15 protein-coding genes, 1 pseudogene and 1 other annotated feature are annotated in these 19333 nt (G+C 39.6%); of the genes and pseudogenes, 12 read left to right on the top strand and 4 right to left on the bottom strand.

Features of this window, described 5'->3' with window-relative positions:
- Positions 1 to 3 precede the first annotated feature (3 nt).
- The 12 genes and pseudogenes from AC1Z3K_RS02635 to AC1Z3K_RS02580 all read left to right on the top strand — a co-directional run bounded on the left by AC1Z3K_RS02635 (position 4) and on the right by AC1Z3K_RS02580 (position 14131).
- Positions 4 to 1314, top strand: a complete 1311-nt coding sequence (locus AC1Z3K_RS02635; protein WP_426082271.1) for a PTS sugar transporter subunit IIC — start codon at positions 4 to 6, stop codon at positions 1312 to 1314.
- Positions 1315 to 1428: 114 nt separating this feature from the next.
- Positions 1429 to 1638, top strand: a binding site (T-box leader).
- Positions 1639 to 1785: 147 nt separating this feature from the next.
- Positions 1786 to 3084, top strand: coding sequence for a histidine--tRNA ligase (hisS, locus tag AC1Z3K_RS02630; protein ID WP_426082270.1), 1299 nt, complete (start codon positions 1786 to 1788; stop codon positions 3082 to 3084).
- A gap of 72 nt (positions 3085 to 3156) precedes the next feature.
- Positions 3157 to 4926 (top strand): aspartate--tRNA ligase, encoded by a 1770-nt coding sequence (aspS, locus tag AC1Z3K_RS02625; RefSeq protein WP_426082269.1) that lies wholly within the window; start codon positions 3157 to 3159, stop codon positions 4924 to 4926.
- A 524-nt stretch (positions 4927 to 5450) separates the two neighbouring features.
- Positions 5451 to 6326: a YitT family protein gene (locus AC1Z3K_RS02620; protein ID WP_426082268.1), complete on the top strand. Its 876-nt coding sequence runs from the start codon at positions 5451 to 5453 to the stop codon at positions 6324 to 6326.
- Positions 6327 to 6703: 377 nt separating this feature from the next.
- Positions 6704 to 7741: a sugar-binding transcriptional regulator gene (locus AC1Z3K_RS02615; RefSeq protein ID WP_426082267.1), complete on the top strand. Its 1038-nt coding sequence runs from the start codon at positions 6704 to 6706 to the stop codon at positions 7739 to 7741.
- A 38-nt stretch (positions 7742 to 7779) separates the two neighbouring features.
- Positions 7780 to 8781: a type I glyceraldehyde-3-phosphate dehydrogenase gene (gap, locus tag AC1Z3K_RS02610; RefSeq protein ID WP_426082266.1), complete on the top strand. Its 1002-nt coding sequence runs from the start codon at positions 7780 to 7782 to the stop codon at positions 8779 to 8781.
- 424 nt (positions 8782 to 9205) lie between these two features.
- Entirely contained in the window at positions 9206 to 10399 is a 1194-nt protein-coding gene (locus AC1Z3K_RS02605) for a phosphoglycerate kinase (protein WP_426082265.1), read from the top strand.
- A 160-nt stretch (positions 10400 to 10559) separates the two neighbouring features.
- Entirely contained in the window at positions 10560 to 11315 is a 756-nt protein-coding gene (gene tpiA / locus AC1Z3K_RS02600; protein WP_461731755.1) for a triose-phosphate isomerase, read from the top strand.
- 148 nt (positions 11316 to 11463) lie between these two features.
- Entirely contained in the window at positions 11464 to 12762 is a 1299-nt protein-coding gene (gene eno, locus AC1Z3K_RS02595) for a phosphopyruvate hydratase (protein WP_461731754.1), read from the top strand.
- Between the two features lie 412 nt (positions 12763 to 13174).
- Positions 13175 to 13366, top strand: a complete 192-nt coding sequence (locus AC1Z3K_RS02590; RefSeq protein WP_461731753.1) for a hypothetical protein — start codon at positions 13175 to 13177, stop codon at positions 13364 to 13366.
- A 23-nt stretch (positions 13367 to 13389) separates the two neighbouring features.
- Positions 13390 to 13641: pseudogene (locus AC1Z3K_RS02585) on the top strand (CdiA C-terminal domain-containing protein); the annotation flags it as partial.
- A gap of 4 nt (positions 13642 to 13645) precedes the next feature.
- A complete protein-coding gene (locus AC1Z3K_RS02580; RefSeq protein ID WP_461731752.1) occupies positions 13646 to 14131 on the top strand; it encodes a hypothetical protein in 486 nt (161 codons plus the stop codon).
- 311 nt (positions 14132 to 14442) lie between these two features.
- On the opposite strand, the gene AC1Z3K_RS02575 is transcribed toward AC1Z3K_RS02580, so the two are convergent.
- From AC1Z3K_RS02575 to AC1Z3K_RS02560, 4 genes are all read right to left on the bottom strand, one after another.
- Positions 14443 to 15270 carry an enhanced serine sensitivity protein SseB gene (locus AC1Z3K_RS02575; RefSeq protein WP_461731751.1) on the bottom strand — a complete coding sequence of 276 codons (828 nt, stop codon included), beginning with the start codon at positions 15268 to 15270 and terminating at the stop codon, positions 14443 to 14445.
- A 182-nt stretch (positions 15271 to 15452) separates the two neighbouring features.
- Positions 15453 to 16886, bottom strand: a complete 1434-nt coding sequence (locus tag AC1Z3K_RS02570; protein WP_461731750.1) for a gluconokinase — start codon at positions 16884 to 16886, stop codon at positions 15453 to 15455.
- Positions 16887 to 16888: 2 nt separating this feature from the next.
- The gene (gnd, locus tag AC1Z3K_RS02565; RefSeq protein WP_426082259.1) at positions 16889 to 17794 is read right to left on the bottom strand and encodes a phosphogluconate dehydrogenase (NAD(+)-dependent, decarboxylating); all 906 of its coding nucleotides are present in this window, start codon (positions 17792 to 17794) and stop codon (positions 16889 to 16891) included.
- Between the two features lie 121 nt (positions 17795 to 17915).
- On the bottom strand, positions 17916 to 19328 hold the full coding sequence (locus tag AC1Z3K_RS02560) for a glycoside hydrolase family 1 protein (RefSeq protein WP_426082307.1): 1413 nt from the start codon (positions 19326 to 19328) through the stop codon (positions 17916 to 17918).
- Positions 19329 to 19333 lie beyond the last annotated feature (5 nt).

Here is a 19333-nt window from a genome sequence, read left to right as displayed (position 1 = left end):
CACATGATGAAAGACGGCGCTTTTAACAAAGAAGCTTTAGGGGAAAAAATTGCTTTATATGCAAATAAAGTCGCAAGCAATCGTTTTATCGGAGCTATTCGTGATGCCTTTGCTACAACGATTCCAATTACTATTACAGCAGCATTTTTCCTTCTGGTGAATAATGTACTCTTGACAGAGAATACAGGACTTCTGCGCGGGATTCCCGGCAGAGAAATAATTTCAGAAATTTGTCTGCAAGCGTACAATGGCACACTTGGAATTTTAGGCTTAATGGTAACGTTTCTAATTGGTGTTCGTTTAGCTCGTTCTTATCATTCAGATGGTGCGTTAGAAGGAATCATCGCCTTAGCATGCTATGTTTCACTTGTGCCAAACGTAATTAATATTACTGGCTTTGATGGAACAGAGATTCAGACATCCGGCGCATTAACGCAAACCTTTACAAGTGCTTCTGCGATGTTGCTAGGTATTCTGGCTGCCTTAATCAGTGTGCCAATGGTCACAAAATTATCGGCAAATAACCGTTTGAAAATAAAGATGCCTGAAAGCGTACCGCCAGCAATCGCAAAATCCTTTAACAGCTTAATCCCAGCTGTTCTGACAATAAGTGTTTTTGCTATCGGTGAGGTTGTACTGCGCACGGTGACTGGTCTGACTATACCGGAAATCATTGTCAATATTTTACAGGCACCACTAGTAGGCGGCTTCCAGACGCTTCCAGGAATTTTATTATATGTATTTCTTTCAACCTTTGTATTCATTTTTGGTATTCATGGTGCTTTTGTTTTTGGTGCTATTTCTGGTCCAATCCTACTGACATCACTACAGCAGAATGTGGAAGCAATCAATGCTGGTTCGGCAGCACCGAATATTGTTACACAACCATTCCTTGATGCGTATGTTTATATGGGCGGCGGTGGAACTATGATTTGTCTGGTTATCGCGGTGCTGTTGTTTTCTAAAAGAGAAGATCAACGGATGATTGCTAAGCTGGGCGGTGTATCTAGTCTATTTAATATCAGCGAACCCATGATGTTTGGTCTGCCAATCGTGTTTAATCCAGTTTATGCAATTCCATTTTGTATCGTACCAATGGTATCTACCTTACTAGCTTATATTGCAACAAGTCTGCAGCTGGTAAATCCGACCTATATTCTTATTCCTTGGGTTACACCTCCAGTTTTATCCGGATATCTAGCAACAGCAGGAGATTTCCGGGCAGCTATTTTACAGATTGTAATCATTGTCGCAGGTACATTCATTTACATGCCGTTTGTTATGTTTTCCAATAAAATGGAAGAAAAGGCATAATCCAGCTGGAAGAATCAGATAGTATACTGATGAAGTAGCGAGTATTCGGTTCATAAAATTCAGAGAATTTCTTCTTGACTTTCATGAAAATCTCTAGTAGTTTATATATAATATTGAAAGTCAAAGAAGGAACGAGTAAATCTTGAATCCTATGTACAAGAGAAGGCTGCCGCTGGCTGAAAGCAGCTTCAAGGAGACGATTGAAAGACATTCCGGAGATGAATGGAGGAAAAGCCATTCCGTTGCGAGCGTTAATCGTTGAGATGAAAGAGCAATCTTTCAAAATTAGGTGGTACCACGTATGATTATTCATCCGTCCTTGTAGTGATACAAGGACGGATTTTTTTATTCTGTAAGACAGCTTTCAGCTGCATCAGAAGAAGTCAGCACTGAATAAATCCTAATATGCTGATAAATGATAAAACCGATAGTTAGATTTAATGAGGAAAAGAATGAATGGAGGAACAATCAATGAACTATCAAAAGCCGAAGGGCACAAGTGATTTATTGCCGGGAACAACAGAGCAATGGCAATTTATTGAAGAGACAGCCCGTCTCCTTTTCCGGGATTACCAATATCAGGAAATTCGCACACCAATTTTTGAACATTATGAAGTGATTTCACGCAGTGTAGGTGATACAACAGATATTGTCTCAAAAGAGATGTATGATTTTTATGATAAAGGGGACCGCCACATTACCTTACGGCCGGAGGGGACCGCGCCAATTGTTCGGGCATTTGTTGAAAACAAGCTATTTGGACCTGAATATGCGAAGCCGTATAAGGCATATTATATCGGACCAATGTTTCGTTATGAACAGCCTCAGGCTGGACGTATGCGTCAGTTTCACCAGATTGGGGTAGAAGCCTTTGGCAGTGAAAATCCTGCAGTTGATGTGGAAACAATGGCTATGGCTATGGATTTCTTCAAACAGCTTGGTGTCAATCAAATCAAATTGGTTATCAATTCTTTAGGAGATAAAGAAAGCCGTGCAGCTTACCGTCAGGCATTAATCGATTATCTTGAGCCGAAAGCAGATGAATTGAGTGAAGATTCTAAGCGCCGCCTTCATGAAAACCCACTAAGAGTGCTGGATAGTAAAGATAGAAAAGATAAAGCAATCGTTAAAGATGCACCCTCAATATTGGACTATCTGAATGAGAAATCAAAGACACATTTTGAAACAGTGACAGATATGCTTGATGAGTTGGGAATTTCTTATACAATTGATAAAAATATGGTTCGCGGTCTGGACTACTATACACAGACAATTTTTGAAATTATGAGTGAAGCCCCTGGTATGGGTGCACAGTCAACTGTCTGTGCGGGCGGACGTTATGATGGTCTGGTGGAAGAGCTGGGCGGACCGGAAACACCTGGTTTTGGTTTTGCGATGGGAATTGAACGGATTTTATTAACCTTGAAAGCTGAGGAAATCCTACTACCGGAAATTGATGAATTAGATGTCTATGTTGTGGGCATTGGAGCAGAAACCAATATTGCTTCATTAAAACTGGTTCAGGCTGTGAGGAATTTCGGATTTTCAGCTGACCGTGACTTTATGAATCGTAAACCAAAGGCTCAATTTAAGTCGGCAGCGAAGCTAAATGCCAAACTGGTTCTGACAATCGGTGAAAGCGAGCTTGCAGAAGGAATCGTGAATGTTAAAGGAATGGCAAGCCGGGAAGAAAAGCCGTTCAAGCTGACTGATATCTATGAAAATTTCGGTGAAGTTTATGATGAGATGACAACTGTGATGTTTGATTAAACTGATATTTTTGAAAGCACAGGTTTGAAAACCATTTGTGCAGGTTCAACTCAAATGAAAAGGAGAATGATGATGGTACAACGAACAGTATATTGTGGAAATGTAACGAAGGAATTAGTTGATAAAGAAGTCGTATTGAAGGGCTGGGTTCAGAAACGCCGGGATCTTGGCGGCGTCATTTTTATCGACCTTAGAGATAGAGAAGGGATTGTTCAGATTGTATTTAACCCTGAACATTCAAAAGAAGCATGGGAAATTGCAGACAAATGCCGCAGTGAGTACGTTATCGAAATTACCGGGAAAGTCCGCTATCGGGATGCAGATGCGATTAACCCTAAAATGCCGACAGGTGAGTTTGAAGTTATGGCAACAGCTATTACCATTCTTAATAAGGCAAAAACACCGCCGTTTCTGATTGAAGATGACAATAATGTCAACGACGAGCTGCGGATGAAGTACCGCTACCTTGATCTACGCCGTCCGGCGATGACTGAGAACTTCAAGCTTCGCCATCAAGTGACTAAATCAATTCGTCATTATTTAGATGACAGTTCTTTTATGGATATAGAAACACCTTATCTAGGCAAATCATCTCCTGAAGGGGCACGGGACTACTTAGTTCCTTCAAGAGTACATGCAGGGCATTTTTATGCATTGCCGCAGTCGCCGCAAATCTTTAAACAGTTATTAATGGGTGCTGGCTTCGACCGTTATTATCAAATCGTTCGTTGTTTCCGTGATGAGGACTTGCGTGGTGACCGTCAGCCGGAATTTACCCAGGTGGATATTGAGACAACCTTTCTGACTGCTGAAGAAATTCAGACAATGACAGAAGAGATGCTGGCTAAGGTAATGAAAGAAGCTAAAGGTGTAGAGCTGCCGCTGCCGTTTCCTCGTATTAGCTATGATGAAGCGATGGCACGCTACGGTAGTGACAAGCCGGATACCCGCTTTGATATGGAGCTGATTGATATTGCGCCAGTTGTTAAGGATGTTGAGTTTAAAGTGTTCCAAATGGCGCTGCAAAGCGGCGGACAGGTAAAAGCACTGAATGCTAAAGGAGCTGCAGACAAATACTCTCGTAAAGATATGGATAATTTAGGGCAGTATGTGAGTCAGTTTGGCGCTAAAGGCTTGGCTTGGCTGAAGGTAGAAGAAGACGGTCTGAAAGGGCCAATTGCCAAATTCTTAACAGAAATTACTGATGAGCTGATTAAAGTGACTAACGCTGAGGTGGGTGATTTGCTGATGTTCGCGGCAGATACTCCGGGAATCGTTGCCGCCTCTTTAGGAGCTATCCGTACACGTATGGGGAAAGAGCTGAATTTGATTGATGAATCTAAATTCAACTTCCTGTGGGTTGTCGACTGGCCGCTATTTGAATATGATGAAGATGCGGAACGCTATGTCTCTGCGCACCATCCATTTACGTTGCCGCGTGAGGAGCATATTGAGTTGCTTGCTACAGCACCGGAGAAGGTTTACGCACAAGCGTACGACGTTGTATTGAACGGTTATGAGCTGGGCGGAGGTTCTCTTCGTATCTATCAGCGTGAGCTGCAGGAGAAAATGTTTGAAACGCTAGGACTTGAGCCTGAAGTTGTCCAAGAGCAATTTGGCTACTTGCTGGATGCACTTTCCTACGGTTTCCCGCCTCATGGGGGAATTGCTTTAGGATTGGATCGTTTGGTCATGTTGCTTGCTGGTGAGGAAAATATCCGTGAAGTGATTGCCTTCCCTAAAAATGGTAAAGCGGCTGATCCAATGAATAACGCGCCAAGTACAGTATCTCCGCTTCAGTTATTCGAACTGAATCTTGACGTAACAGCAGTGGATGAGTAAATAGACCAAGAGACATCACGCCGTTCGCGGGATGTCTCTTGTTTTTTATATAAATAAGCTAACTGCCGCAGGGATGAATGTAAAAAAGGAGGCAACGGGTATTAATCGAAACAGTTACTGGACTACTCTTTAAGTTTTTTATAGACGCAGATAATCTTCTTTCATTATTAAGAAAATTTCGTATAATATATATAATCCTATTTAGAGCGTGTGTGGAAATTACACAAATATCTGATTTTTGGAGACAAATGATTTTTAATGGACCAAGATTAGGGGGAGACAGTACCATACTCCCATTACCTAAAATCGAATAAACAGCGTTTCAGGGGCTACTTCCTCAAAAAAAATAAGTCGAATCATACTGAAAATGAAAGAACGCTTTAGACAGGTATCAATCAACAGCTCCTCGATTCCCACCTAGTCTTTCGTGACAATTTCGTTGTACTCGCCTTATTTCTCAGGGGAGAAGACTATGTCCTATTTTCTTTGGAGAAAATACAATAAGATGAGAGGCAGATAATATTATGAAAAAAACAATTGCTGATATACCAGTTAACGACTACACAACAAAGCTGTCTGTATCGATTGTGTATGCAATTTTAGCTTCTGTAGCTATGAACTTTTTTTATCAGCCGGGAAATATTTATTCCAGCGGGATTACCGGATTAGCACAAATTCTGACCACACTTTCAACCAAGCTGATTGGATTTAATGTACCGGTTTCTGTTACATTATTTGCTTTAAATCTGCCGCTGTTCTTTCTGGCATGGCTGAAAATAGGCAAGAAATTTACTATTTTTACGTTTATCACTGTAGCTCTGACGTCAATTTTCATGCAAATTGTTCCCCAGACCGTGCTGTCTACGGATCCAATCATCTGCGCTATTTTTGGCGGCGGTGTGATGGGAGCAGGAATCGGGTTTGCATTGAAAAATGGTCTATCGTCTGGCGGATTAGATATTTTCAGTATTACAATTCGTAAAAAAACAGGTCGTTCTGTCGGCTCAATTTCAATTTACTTTAATGCATTGATTGTCTTTGTAGCCGGTTATCTATTTGGCTGGCAGTATATGTTTTACAGCGCATTATCCATTTTTGTCAGTGGTAAAGTAACTGATGCTGTGTATACTAAGCAAAAGAAAATGCAGGTAATGGTCATCACTAAAAATCCAGATGCGGTAATTAATGAAATTCAAGGGAAAATGCGTCGTGGAATTACAATCATCCACGAGGCAGAGGGTGCTTATAAGCACGACAAACAGACGGTTTTATTAACAGTTGTGACACGCTTTGAACTACCGGCATTAGAATCAGCGATGAAAAAGGCAGATCCTTCAGCCTTCGTTAGTATTTCAGATAACGTCAAAATTTTAGGACGGTTTTATGAGGAAGAGTTATAACAGCGTTTTGGAGTGAACGTGGGATTAAAGGACCCGGCTCAGAGAAATAGAATGAAATGAGCCGGCTTAAATTTGGAGGTTTGAAACATAATAGCAGTGGCGGCTATCTCCGTTTTATCTGCTTTTATCTATTATTAAGAATGCGTTGAAAATGTAAAAATATTCAGAAAAATTTCACTCTGAAAGAAAATGTATGAAAGCAAAAAAAAGTGAGTTCTTTTCCTTGAAAAGAACTATGAAAACTGCTAGAATTACTTTGTGAGGTTAAAAAAAGTCTATTTAACTGAAAGAAGTTGAGTAGCTAGATTATTTTTTTAATGTTCATAGGTCGTTTTTAGTCTTACTTGGACATTTTTTGACCAACGGAGGAATCCATCATGCTGGAAGAATTGAAAATGATTGAGGCAGTTGCTCCAGATATGCTTGATGTAATGCAGGAAAGATACCATATTCTGCGAAACATTTACTGGATGCAGCCAATCGGCAGAAAAAGTCTTTCTGAAAGTATGGGATTGACTGAACGTGTTTTACGTACAGAAACGGATATGCTAAAGCAGCTCCAATTAATTCAGTCATCTAAAAGCGGTATGACCTTGACTGAAAAAGGGATGGACGTTTATCAGGGACTTGAAAAGATGATGAATCTCCTATTCGGTATTCAACAGATTGAAATCGAAATTGCTCAGCTTTTTGGTATTCAGCGCTGTATCGTAATTGCCGGAAACAGTGATAATCAGCGCAAGGTATTAGATGAATTTGGCGAAGTACTGACGCATTCGCTAGACATGCTTTTACCTGAGGGCAACAACGTGATTGCCGTCATGGGCGGAACAACAATGGCTCAGGCCGCTGAGCACATGGGTCTTCTTGAAACTGAGACAAGACACAATCTGTTTGTTCCTGCAAGAGGAGGCATCGGAGAAGCACTGACCGTTCAAGCCAACTCAGTGAGTGCAGTAATGGCTCATAACACTGGGGGTCAGCATCGGGCGTTGTATATCCCCGAGCAGCTGAGTAAAGAGACGTATGATTCTTTGCTTCAGGAACCTTCTATTCAAGAAGTTTTAGAGCTAATCAGCCGCTCCAATGGAGTTGTTCACGGTATTGGAAGGGCGCTGCATATGGCAGCCCGGAGAAAAATGTCCGATGAAGAAATGATTATGCTGAAACAAAAAAATGCTGTAGCAGAATCCTTTGGCTATTTCTTTAACGAAGAAGGAGAAGTAGTGTATAAGATTCCAAGAATTGGTCTGCAGCTGAAGGATGTACAAAGTATTCCTTATGTTGTAGCAATTGCCGGAGGAAAATTGAAGGCAAAGGCCATTCGGGCATATATGAAAAATGCGCCAGAACAAACGTGGCTTATCACAGATGAAGCCGCAGCAAATGAGATTTTAAAAGGGGCAACCCTTTAAAATAAAAATTTTTGATTTTCATAAGGAGGAAATCTTTAATGACAGTTAAAGTAGGTATTAATGGATTTGGACGTATCGGACGCTTAGCATTCCGTCGTATCCAAGATGTAGCAGGAATCGAAGTAGTAGCAATCAATGATTTAACAGATGCTAAAATGTTGGCTCACTTGTTAAAATATGACACAACTCAAGGACGTTTCAACGGAACTGTTGAAGTTCATGATGGATCTTTCAACGTTAACGGTAAAGAAGTTAAAGTTCTTGCTAACCGTAACCCAGAAGAATTACCATGGGGCGAATTAGGTGTAGACATCGTTCTTGAATGTACTGGATTCTTCACTTCAAAAGAAAAAGCTGAATTGCACTTAAAAGCTGGTGCTAAACGTGTTGTTATCTCTGCTCCTGGTGGAAATGACGTACCAACAATCGTTTACAACACTAACCATGATATCTTAACTGGTAAAGAAACAGTTATTTCAGGTGCTTCATGTACTACTAACTGTTTAGCTCCTATGGCTAAAGCTTTACAAGATAACTTTGGTGTTGTTGAAGGTCTAATGACTACAATTCACGCTTACACTGGTGACCAAATGACTCTTGACGGACCACACCCAGGCGGAGACTTCCGTCGTGCGCGTGCCGCTGCTGAAAACATCGTTCCTAATACAACTGGTGCTGCTAAAGCAATCGGTTTGGTTATTCCAGAATTGAACGGTAAATTAGATGGAGCTGCTCAACGTGTTCCTGTAGCTACTGGTTCATTAACTGAATTAGTTTCTATTCTTGACAAAAAAGTTACTGTTGAAGAAGTAAACGAAGTAATGGCTAAAGCTGCTAACGAATCTTACGGATATAACGAAGACCAAATCGTATCTTCTGATATCGTAGGTATGACTTTCGGTTCATTATTCGATGCTACTCAAACAAAAGTAATGACAGTTGGCGACCAACAATTAGTGAAAACTGTTGCTTGGTACGATAACGAAATGTCTTACACTGCACAATTAGTTCGTACTTTAGAGTACTTCGCTAACTTATAATTTCTGGTTTCGACATTTGTCTTAACAGAAATGCAGAGAATATTAAGCGGGGAAGCAACGCGCTTCTCCGCTTTTTGTTAGTTCTACTGGTGCAGGAGCTTCTAGTAGAATAATATGCGTACGAGAGTAGGACTCATTTTTAAATCGTTTTTACAGAAAAATGATTTCTGAAAAATGAGCTAGCCATGTAGTCTAGCTCTATACGTTCCGCTTTTCTTTTTATGAAAATCATAAATAGTGGTAAAATAGACGGCGACAGAGAAAACCTTTGGGCGTTTTCTGCCGTAAACATACTAACTATATAAATTCTTTAGAAGCTACTATGTATGAAGAGCAGCCTTTTCTGCGGTAGTAGATTGCAGGTACACATATATTGCTTGCTTCTGTAATAGGGTTTATATACAAACAGGAGGGAAATTTACGAATGGCTAAAAAGACAATCAAAGATGTAGATTTAAAGGACAAAAAAGTATTAGTTCGTGTGGACTTCAATGTACCATTGAAAGATGGTGTGATTACGAATGACAACCGTATTGTAGCAGCACTGCCGACAATTAAATATGTGATTGAAAACGGCGGAAAAGCAATTCTTTTCTCTCATTTAGGTCGTGTGAAAACGGAAGAAGATAAAGCTGGTAAATCATTAAAACCAGTTGCTGAACGTTTAGGTGAGTTATTAGGCAAACCAGTAACATTTGTTCCTGAAACACGCGGAGCTGAACTGGAAGCTGCAGTAAATAACATGAAAGACGGCGATGTTTTAGTATTTGAAAACACTCGTTTTGAAGATATTGATGGTAAGAAAGAAAGCGGAAATGATGCTGAATTAGGTAAATACTGGGCTTCATTAGGCGATGTATTTGTCAACGATGCATTTGGTACGGCTCACCGTGCACATGCTTCAAATGTTGGAATTGCATCAACTGGTATTCCAACTGTAGCTGGTTTCCTGATGGAGAAAGAAATCAAATTCATCGGTGAAGCAGTAGAAGCACCAAAACGTCCATTCATAGCTATCCTAGGCGGTGCGAAAGTATCGGATAAAATCGGCGTAATCGAAAATCTAATTTCTAAAGCAGATAAAATCCTTATCGGCGGTGGAATGACGTATACATTCTACAAAGCAAAAGGCATTGAAATCGGAAACTCACTAGTAGAAGAAGATAAAGTGACTTTGGCTAAAGAATTGATTGAAAAAGCTGGCGACAAACTAGTATTGCCAATCGATTCTGTATGCGCAAATGAATTCAGCAATGATGTTGAAACTGTTGTAACTGATGGAGAAGCTGTTCCAGAGGGCTACATGGGCTTAGATATCGGACCTAAATCAATCGAGCTGTTCACAAAAGAATTAGCTGGTGCGAAAACAGTTGTCTGGAACGGACCTATGGGCGTATTTGAAATGAGCAACTTTGCTAAAGGAACAATTGGTGTTTGTGAAGCAATCGCTAATCTTGAAGATGCAACAACAATCATCGGCGGCGGCGATTCAGCGGCGGCTGCAATCCAATTAGGCTTTGCTGATAAATTCACACATATTTCAACTGGCGGCGGCGCAAGCTTGGAATTGCTTGAAGGTAAAACTTTACCAGGACTTGCAGCTATTAACGATAAATAATAAAAGCTGAAAGATTCGTTTAAACTCAGAGCAAATTAGGAAAATTAACTAAAGTCAAAGTAAGTGTTTAGTTTAATTTTATCTATTTGCCGAGGCGGTTGAATCGAGAAGCTGGATAATAATAAAAGCTGGATATTAAAAGAAAAGGAAGTGTCTTTAGATGCGTAAACCAATTATCGCTGGTAACTGGAAAATGAATAAGAACGCTAAAGAAGCAAAAGACTTTGCTGAAGCAGTAAAAACGAAGATTCCTGCAAATGATAAAGTAGATTCTGTCATTGGATCTCCTGCATTATTTTTACAAGAGTTAGTTGAAGCGGCAAAAGGAACTGATTTGAAAATTTCAGCTCAAAACTGCTACTGGGAAACATCAGGTGCTTTCACAGGAGAAACTTCTCCTGCGGCATTGGCTGATTTAGGTGTTGACTATGTAATTATCGGCCATTCAGAACGTCGTGAGTATTTCCATGAAACTGATGCAGAAATCAATAAAAAAGCCAAAGCAATCTTTGTTAACGGCATGATTCCAATTTTCTGTTGCGGCGAATCTCTGGAAACCTATGAAGCAGGAAAAACTGCTGAGTGGATTGAAGGTCAAATCACTGCTGGCTTGGAAGGCTTAACAGATGGACAAGTTAGTAATTTAGTTATTGCTTATGAACCAATTTGGGCAATCGGTACTGGTAAATCTGCGGATGCACAAATTGCTGATGAAATCTGTGGCGTTGTTCGTAAAACTGTAGAAAAACTTTACGGTAAAGAAGTTTCTGAAAGCGTACGTATCCAATACGGCGGTTCAGTAAAACCTGAAAATATTGCTGAATATATGGCAAAAGAAAACGTTGATGGAGCATTAGTCGGCGGAGCTAGCCTTGAAGCTGATTCATTCTTAGCTTTATTGGATGCTGTGAAATAAAAGTGTCTAAATTTGCTGAAACTGTGAAGTAATCGATATTTATTTCTAAAATGAAAAAGATATCATTGCGTCTTTGGCAAAAATTAACTACAATCGTAATTAAGGGAATCCCCTTAGTATAAAAAACAACTCAAAGGAGAGACAAAACATGTCAATTATTACTGATGTTTATGCACGCGAAGTCTTAGACTCACGTGGTAACCCAACAATCGAAGTAGAAGTATACACTGAAAGCGGAGCTTTTGGTCGTGGAATGGTTCCATCTGGAGCTTCAACTGGTGAATACGAAGCAGTTGAATTACGTGATGGCGACAAATCTCGTTACTTAGGTAAAGGGGTTGTTAAAGCAGTTGACAACGTTAATAACATCATCGCTGAAGCAATTATTGGCTACGATGTACGTGACCAAATGGCTATCGATAAAGCAATGATCGAATTAGATGGAACTCCTAATAAAGGTAAATTGGGCGCTAACGCTATTCTTGGTGTTTCAATCGCTGTAGCTCGTGCTGCTGCTGATTACCTGGAAATTCCTTTATATCACTACTTGGGCGGATTCAATACTAAAGTATTGCCAACTCCAATGATGAACATCATCAATGGCGGTTCGCATGCTGACAACAGTATCGACTTCCAAGAATTCATGATTATGCCTGTAGGAGCTCCTACATTTAAAGAAGCATTGCGCTATGGTGCTGAAGTATTCCACGCATTGGCTGGAATCTTAAAAGCTCGTGGTTTAGCTACTTCTGTAGGTGACGAAGGTGGCTTCGCTCCTAACTTAGGTTCTAACGAAGAAGGCTTTGAAGTAATCATTGAAGCAATTGAAAAAGCTGGCTATGTACCTGGTAAAGATATCGTTCTTGCTATGGATGCTGCTTCTTCAGAATTCTATGATAAAGAAAAAGGTGTTTACGTTTTAGCTGATTCAGGCGAAGGCGAAAAAACAACTGAAGAAATGGTTAAATTCTATGAAGAATTATGCGCGAAATACCCAATTATCTCTATCGAAGATGGTTTGGATGAAAATGACTGGGATGGCTTCAAGAAATTGACTGAAGTACTTGGTGATAAAGTTCAATTAGTTGGTGACGATTTATTCGTAACAAACACTACTAAATTGGCTGAAGGTATCGAAAAAGGTATTGCTAACTCAATCCTAATCAAAGTTAACCAAATCGGTACTTTAACAGAAACATTTGAAGCAATCGAAATGGCTAAAGAAGCTGGCTATACTGCTGTTGTATCTCACCGTTCAGGTGAAACTGAAGATTCTACAATCTCTGATATCGCAGTTGCAACAAACGCTGGACAAATCAAAACTGGTTCTCTTTCACGTACTGACCGTATTGCAAAATACAACCAATTATTACGTATCGAAGACCAATTAGGCGATGTAGCTGAATACAAAGGGTTGAAATCTTTCTACAACCTTAAAAACAAATAAGAATCCTTGATATAAAAGGGATGTTTGTAGTTTGGTTTAATTAAATGAATTACAAACATAAAACACTATCTTTTCTCTATAAACTTTAGAGGAGAGGTAGTGTTTTTTTGTGCTGTTAAGTGAATTGTTAGAAGAATAGTAATCGGCTCTTTGTCAACTAATGTTGGTGAAGAGAAGTCTTAGAACTATTGGAGATCAAGAGGAAATAATTCTCTTGAACTTTTTTAGTTTACAAGCAAAGTGTTGCCGTTGCGAATCATGATTCGCAGTTTGAAGTTGTAAAGCTGCGAAATCCATACGCATCCTCATACTGGCTTGCCGTTGACACAGGCAGAGCGCCTGCAGTATCCTTGGGCAAGCAACCGCCGGTAGTGCCTCCGATGTCGCTGGAGCATATTATACAGCAAAGTATTTGAAGGAGTATGGGGAGGGAAAAAATGGGACAGTTCCTTCGCTTAAAAAAGGAAGCAAACCTAAAGGAAATTATGCGAAAAATGATTCACATGGATTAATTAAACAAAATGAAACTGCTGATTTACTTGCTGATAACGGTTATGATATAAGAATGCTGGATGAAGTCGATGGGGAAATGGTTATGGAGTAAAAAGTTCCTCAAATCCAGATTTTTTAATAGAAAATAATGTGTTTGATTGTTATGCTCCTAAAAATTCGTCTCCTGTAAAGAATATAGTGAAAACTATAGCAGATAAAACAAAACAGCAGGCAGAAAGAATTGTCGTAAATTTGGATGGTTTTTCTGAGGATAAATTTGATGAAGTTGTAAAAACAGTTATTAGCAAGAACGAGGGAGATTTAAGAAGATTGAAAGAATTAATTATTGTGAGAAATGGAAGTACTAAAAAAGTTTTTGTGAGGTGAAAAAATGGATAGCGAATTGTATTTATTAGCTTACTTAGATGTTTATAAATTAACTGATGAACTGAAAAAAATTTTTAAAGAGCAAATGCAAAGTGTAAAAAGCTCAGAAGATGAAGATGGTATTTACTTATCCTGTAGTTACTTTTCAATGGTGATAAAGAAAGATGATCAATCCAATATTGAATTTTATGAAGATGAATATGGGCTTATGTTAGATAATCGTATCTCTATTCAACTATTTCATAAAACGTTTTATGAAGGACTAGCGTTTTTGATTGAAATTTTTGGAAAAATTGCTAAGAGAATTGGAAGAAATATGTTGTTTATTGAAAATGGTGAGTATCAAGTATTTCGGAAAAAACAAGATAAAGTAATCATTAACAACATGTATGATGAGTATCAGGTGAATTACTACACAGATGATTTATTCTCAAAGCTAGATATTCCTTATACTAAAAAGAACCTGAGTGACAATTCTAAAGGTGAGTAAATACTTTTTGAATGTTAAAAAGACTTTATTTAATTGTTAAATCCACAGATTCTCAAATAGTAATTTGATTAAGATAAAGAAAATATTAATTATTTTAAATTGAAATGAAGTTGAAAGCGGAGTATAAAATAATAAACAGGACAGATATTTTTCATTGTATTGAAGTGAAATATTAGAGGTTTGACTAATAAGTGAGAAATCATTAATCAAATTCCTAATAAGCTAAAAAAGTCAGATGTTTTAATTGAAGAAGCCTTTGGAAATATTCTTAGTTTTCCGAAGGCTTCTTTGATTTTCGATAAAATTGCAGACTAGTTATTTCGTGAATAGAAAGGAGCCAGATTCAGAGTGGCATTTTTTACAAAGCCTTCCTCAGAAGTATAGGGAATCATATCGATATACAAGCCATTAAGATAAGGCGTTGCGATTTCTGCAATGACAGGAAATAGCTTGTTTTTATCTCCTTCGAAGTCAACAATTAATAGATAGCTGGTTTCAGCTTCTTTCTTCATTAATTGAATCCAAGCACGGTTCACCGTTGTCTGCTTGTTAAAGAAGTTGTCTAATTGACGGACTAATTCAGTTGGATAAGGCTCCGGCTGCCCCAACTGAACGGCAGTATCTTCGGTTACTTTTATTTCCGAATGTCCAGTTTCCAGAATGTCTTTTCTCATTTTTAAATGCTGAATAAGCTGTTTGGATAAGACAATATTTTCATTAAATGGATTAATGGACAGGCCAGTGATAGTCGGATTGCCTATAATCATTGAAGCAAGGTCATCAAAAGAAAAGACAAAAGCATTGTTTGATGGAGCCTGCTTCCAATGACTAACAGCCTTCCAGTCAGTAAAGGCAGGATAGTAATGCTCATTATTGGCATTTTCTAGTAAAGGAAACACAATGCTGGTCTTTTCTTTTAGCACATTGGTTCCGTTTGCAAGCTTCGTATCCAATGGTGCAGCGAGTAATAGAAAAACTGCCCGAGTACATACTTCTTCATAGAATTGATTAAGGTGTTCATCCGTCGTATCAGCAAGGTAATTTTCCCACCGTGCCAGCAGCTGTGGATTTTCAACAGCTTCGACTGATTGCTTAGAAGCTCCAGCTTTTTTCTTTTTAAATTTATCAAATAACCCCATTTAGATTTTCCTCCGATGATTTCGAATAGTTGGACTTGTTTAGAATTTTTGGATTGAGACATTTTTGAATCTTATGGTCTAACGTTAATTATCCTCTATTTTTCTAAGACTGTAAATGTCCTTTTGAAAAACGACAGAAAAAGCCTCAACTATCTTGGGAATTTCAGATAGTTGAGGACTGTTCAATTTTCTTGTTGTTGAAGTTTATACTGCTCAATTTTAGTTAAGAAATTCTCATAGATGTCCTGATAGGCAGAAGCTAACTCATTATTTTTTTTGATGCGCTGAAACGAAGTAAAAGGAACGGCAGTGAATGTTTGTTTCGCTAAACTAAGTAGACCAAAGCCTGGCTCATTGTTAGTTGAAAGTAGACAGTCTTTGCCGAAAATGGCACCCGCTAGTTTTGCTAATTCTTCATGGCGAAAAGCACCGCCGTTAATAGAAACCGCATCCTCCTCAATTTGGTTTGCGTCCATAATCATCCGCAAATTTAGCAATATGCCCTCGGCTGCTGCTCGAACAAAATGCTTCCTGTTGTGTGTCATAGTAATATTTTGAAAGGAACCTTTGAAAAAGGAATTCCAGAAAGGGGCACGTTCGCCATTGATAAAGGGGAGGAAAGTCAGACCATCAGCACCGATACTGGTCTCTTTTAAAATCAGATTCAAGTGATCAAAGAGTGTAGTAGGATTTTCCCAGAACAGGTTGCTAACCCATTCTAAGACAGCGCCACCATTATTGCTTGGTCCACCGATAACCCATAAATCTTTTTTTAGATAGTAGCAGAATGTCTGCCCGTTCTTATCCAGCTGTCGTTTGTTGGTTAGCTGCCTAACAGCACCGCTGGTTCCCAAGGTAATGCTGGTTGTTAGTCCAGTATTTAAATAGCCGGCATATGCCGCCAGACAGCCATCGCTGGCACCTGCTAAGAGCTGGACATTTGAGGCCAATCCCAGCTGTTGTTTTGTTTCCAATTGGATAGGCAGAAGCACATCTGTATCAATTAGCTCTGCCAACTGTTCACGCTCGATAGAAACGTAACTGAGGATATCCTGATCCCAATCCAGATCGAGACTGTTAAACAGACCCGTTGCAGAGGCAGTGGAGTAATCAAGACAGTAGCTACCGGTAAAGTAAGAAACAACAAGCTCCTTTAGCCCAATCCATTTACCTACATTATTTTGCAAAATATCTTGTTGTTTAAAATAAAGCAGCTTGGAAAAAGGCGACATATAATGAATCGGTGTTCCGGTTTTTTGATAGACTTCCCGGCTAAACGGCAGCTTCTTAAAGGCCGCTGTTGAAGCTGCTGCCTGACTGTCTGACCAAAGCAGCAGCTCGCCATAGCTGCCGTCTTTAAAGACCGGCAGGAGACTGTGCATGGCTGTACTTAGAGCAATTGTGGCAATTGATTTCAGTTCCAGCTTTGAAAAGGCTGTGATACCGGCTTTCAGCTGAGTCAGAATTTCCTCAGGTTTTTGGTAGATTTTCCCGTTTTCGCCAGTATAGGTTTGAATACGAGCTTCTCTTTTTTCAATCAGATTCTTTCCCTGATAGAGGGAAAATTTAATTGCAGTTGTGCCGATGTCGATGGTTAGTACGCTGCTGTCTGACACATTTATTCCTCCTTGATTGTGGCATGTCCGCCAAATTGATTTCGTAGAAGCGCAACAACTTTTTCTGTTGTACGGTCGGTATTCTCTGAAGAGTAGCGGAAGAGAAGGGACTGAGTAATAATTGGCGCTGGTATTTTCAAACGAAGGGCTTCTTCAATCGTCCACTGACCTTCACCTGAAGAAGGAATGATACCTTCGATAGTATTTAACTGTTCTGGATGCAAAAAGATATTTTCTGTCAATTCCATCAGCCAGCTTCTAATTACTGAGCCGTGATTGAAAACATGAGCAACCTTAGCAAGGTCATAATCGAAGGGCGCATGATTCAAAATGTCAAAACCCTCTGCGATTGCCTGCATCATACCGTATTCAATACCGTTGTGAATCATCTTCAGATAATGACCACTGCCGGCCGGACCACAATAAAGAACACCTTCAGGAACGCAGAGGTCTTCGATTAACGAGGCTATCTCCTGGTAATGCTTTTCTTTGCCGCCGACCATCATACAGGCTCCTTCTAATGCCCCAGTCATCCCGCCAGATGTTCCTACATCAAAAAAATGTACCTTCTTTTTTAAGCAGTGTTGATAATTTTTCTGGCTATCGGTATATTTCGAATTACCAGCATCGATTAGTATGTCGCCTGGCTTCAAATAGGTCAAGCAGTCTTTAACCAGCTGATTTGTAGTCTTTCCAGCTGGCAGCATTAGCCAAACAAGTCGTTGTTCTTCATGTCTAGCGGAAAGCAGCTCTTCCAAAGTGTTGAAAAAGCGTGCACCAGATTGCTCAACCGAATTCCGCAAAGTTAAATCAAGGTCTGTACAATGAATAGAGTAGCAGTTTTTCTGAGCTAGATTATTTAAGATACCCATCCCCATTTTTCCGATACCAATCATTTCTATATTCATGTAGTATATTCTCCTCATTATATGATATAGGAAAAGCTCTTCCTAATCCACCAGCAAATTCTTTCCATCGAGGAAAGAAGCTGTTGTAAAAAAGTAGAAAGAGCGATTCGCAAGGTTCTGATTAAGTTAAGTTGTTTGTTAAATGAAGCTTCCTTTCAGTAACCAGTGATTTATACCAGCCGGCGGATTTTTTCAAAGACCGTGTTCGTTCTTCATTTAATTCGATTCTTACAAGGCCATAACGATTTTTAAAAGCGTTCATTGGCGAGACACAATCGGTAAATGCCCAAAGCATGTAGCCTTCGCAGTTAGCACCTTCTGCCACTGCACGCAAGAGCCAGGCAAGATGTTGAGAAATAAAATCTATTCTGTAATCATCCTGGACGATGCCTGCTTCATCTATATAAAGCTCTTCCTGTTCACGTCCCATCCCGTTTTCGGTAACCAGCCAAGGGATATCACCGTAGTTCTCCTTTAGATAGATAGCCATATCGTACATTACTTTGGGATAAATTTCCCAGCCGCGGGAGTTGTTCATTTTTCTTCCGGGTAAGTCGAAAGTTTCGTAAAACATTTCTGGGTGGAAGGGTGTTTCAGGGTTCCATTGGTAGCGGGGAGCCCGCACTCTTTTAGGATAGTACTGATTGATCCCTAGGAAGTCAACTGTATGTTCTTTGATCAGCTTCAGCTCTTCTTTTGTTGCTGGGAACATGATATTGTTCGCTTGACATAGTTCAATCAGCTCTTGAGGATATCCGCCTAAAATCATTGGGTCGAAAAATACTTTGTTAAAGAACAGGTCATACATATGAGCAGCTTTCTGGTCATGGACAGCACTGGAACGGGCATAAACCATTTCTGGGTTTAAAATACAGCCGATACGTCCTGCATACTCTTTCTCGTGGAAGAGCTTAACAGCTTTAGCAGTTGCCAATGCCTTGTGGTAATTCCAGGTCATCCATTTTTTAGAGTCTTGCTCGTGAGGCCAGCGAACAGCATCAAGATAACAGCGGGTTTGAGGCACAATTGGCTCGTTAAAGGTAAACCAGTGCTTCACTCGGTCAGCATAGCGTTCAAAGGCAATTTCAGCATATTTAACGTATAATTCAACAACTTTTTTTGAGCTCCAGCCATCGTATTTCTCTAAAAGAACACCTGGGACTTCATAATGCTCAAGACATAGCATTGGTTCAACACCAGCAGCAATAAGAGCGTCCACTACTCGATTGATATGGGCTGCATAGTCTTCATCGACAGTTAGTGCTTCATAATCTGTAAAAAAGCGAGACCAGTTAATGGAGGTTCGGTAATGAGTAAGTTTAATTTCCTTCATTAAATCAATATCCTTTTGATAATGGGTCATGAAGTCAGTTGCTTCGTCAGGTCCATAGCCATCATGCCAAACAAATGCTTCATTTTTATACCAGAGATCAAGAAAGGAATCCTGATTTTCTTTTTTTCCTTTCCAGCCTTCTGTCTGCCAAGCAGAAGAAGCCGCTCCAATCACAAAATTTTCAGGAATAGTTATGTCTATCATTT

Source organism: Enterococcus sp. LJL128, assembly GCF_056924295.1.
The sequence above is the reverse complement of the archived record's forward strand: the minus strand, read 5'-3'. Positions and strand labels throughout refer to the sequence as shown.

Bases quoted from the DNA above. Each gene is read 5' to 3' on its own strand.
- AC1Z3K_RS02635 (WP_426082271.1), top strand. From the start codon at position 4: ATGATGAAAGACGGCGCTTTTAACAAAGAAGCTTTAGGGGAAAAAATT.
- hisS (WP_426082270.1), top strand. From the start codon at position 1,786: ATGAACTATCAAAAGCCGAAGGGCACAAGTGATTTATTGCCGGGAACA.
- aspS (WP_426082269.1), top strand. From the start codon at position 3,157: ATGGTACAACGAACAGTATATTGTGGAAATGTAACGAAGGAATTAGTT.
- AC1Z3K_RS02620 (WP_426082268.1), top strand. From the start codon at position 5,451: ATGAAAAAAACAATTGCTGATATACCAGTTAACGACTACACAACAAAG.
- AC1Z3K_RS02615 (WP_426082267.1), top strand. From the start codon at position 6,704: ATGCTGGAAGAATTGAAAATGATTGAGGCAGTTGCTCCAGATATGCTT.
- gap (WP_426082266.1), top strand. From the start codon at position 7,780: ATGACAGTTAAAGTAGGTATTAATGGATTTGGACGTATCGGACGCTTA.
- AC1Z3K_RS02605 (WP_426082265.1), top strand. From the start codon at position 9,206: ATGGCTAAAAAGACAATCAAAGATGTAGATTTAAAGGACAAAAAAGTA.
- tpiA (WP_461731755.1), top strand. From the start codon at position 10,560: ATGCGTAAACCAATTATCGCTGGTAACTGGAAAATGAATAAGAACGCT.
- eno (WP_461731754.1), top strand. From the start codon at position 11,464: ATGTCAATTATTACTGATGTTTATGCACGCGAAGTCTTAGACTCACGT.
- AC1Z3K_RS02580 (WP_461731752.1), top strand. From the start codon at position 13,646: ATGGATAGCGAATTGTATTTATTAGCTTACTTAGATGTTTATAAATTA.
- AC1Z3K_RS02575 (WP_461731751.1), bottom strand. From the start codon at position 15,270: ATGGGGTTATTTGATAAATTTAAAAAGAAAAAAGCTGGAGCTTCTAAG.
- gnd (WP_426082259.1), bottom strand. From the start codon at position 17,794: ATGAATATAGAAATGATTGGTATCGGAAAAATGGGGATGGGTATCTTA.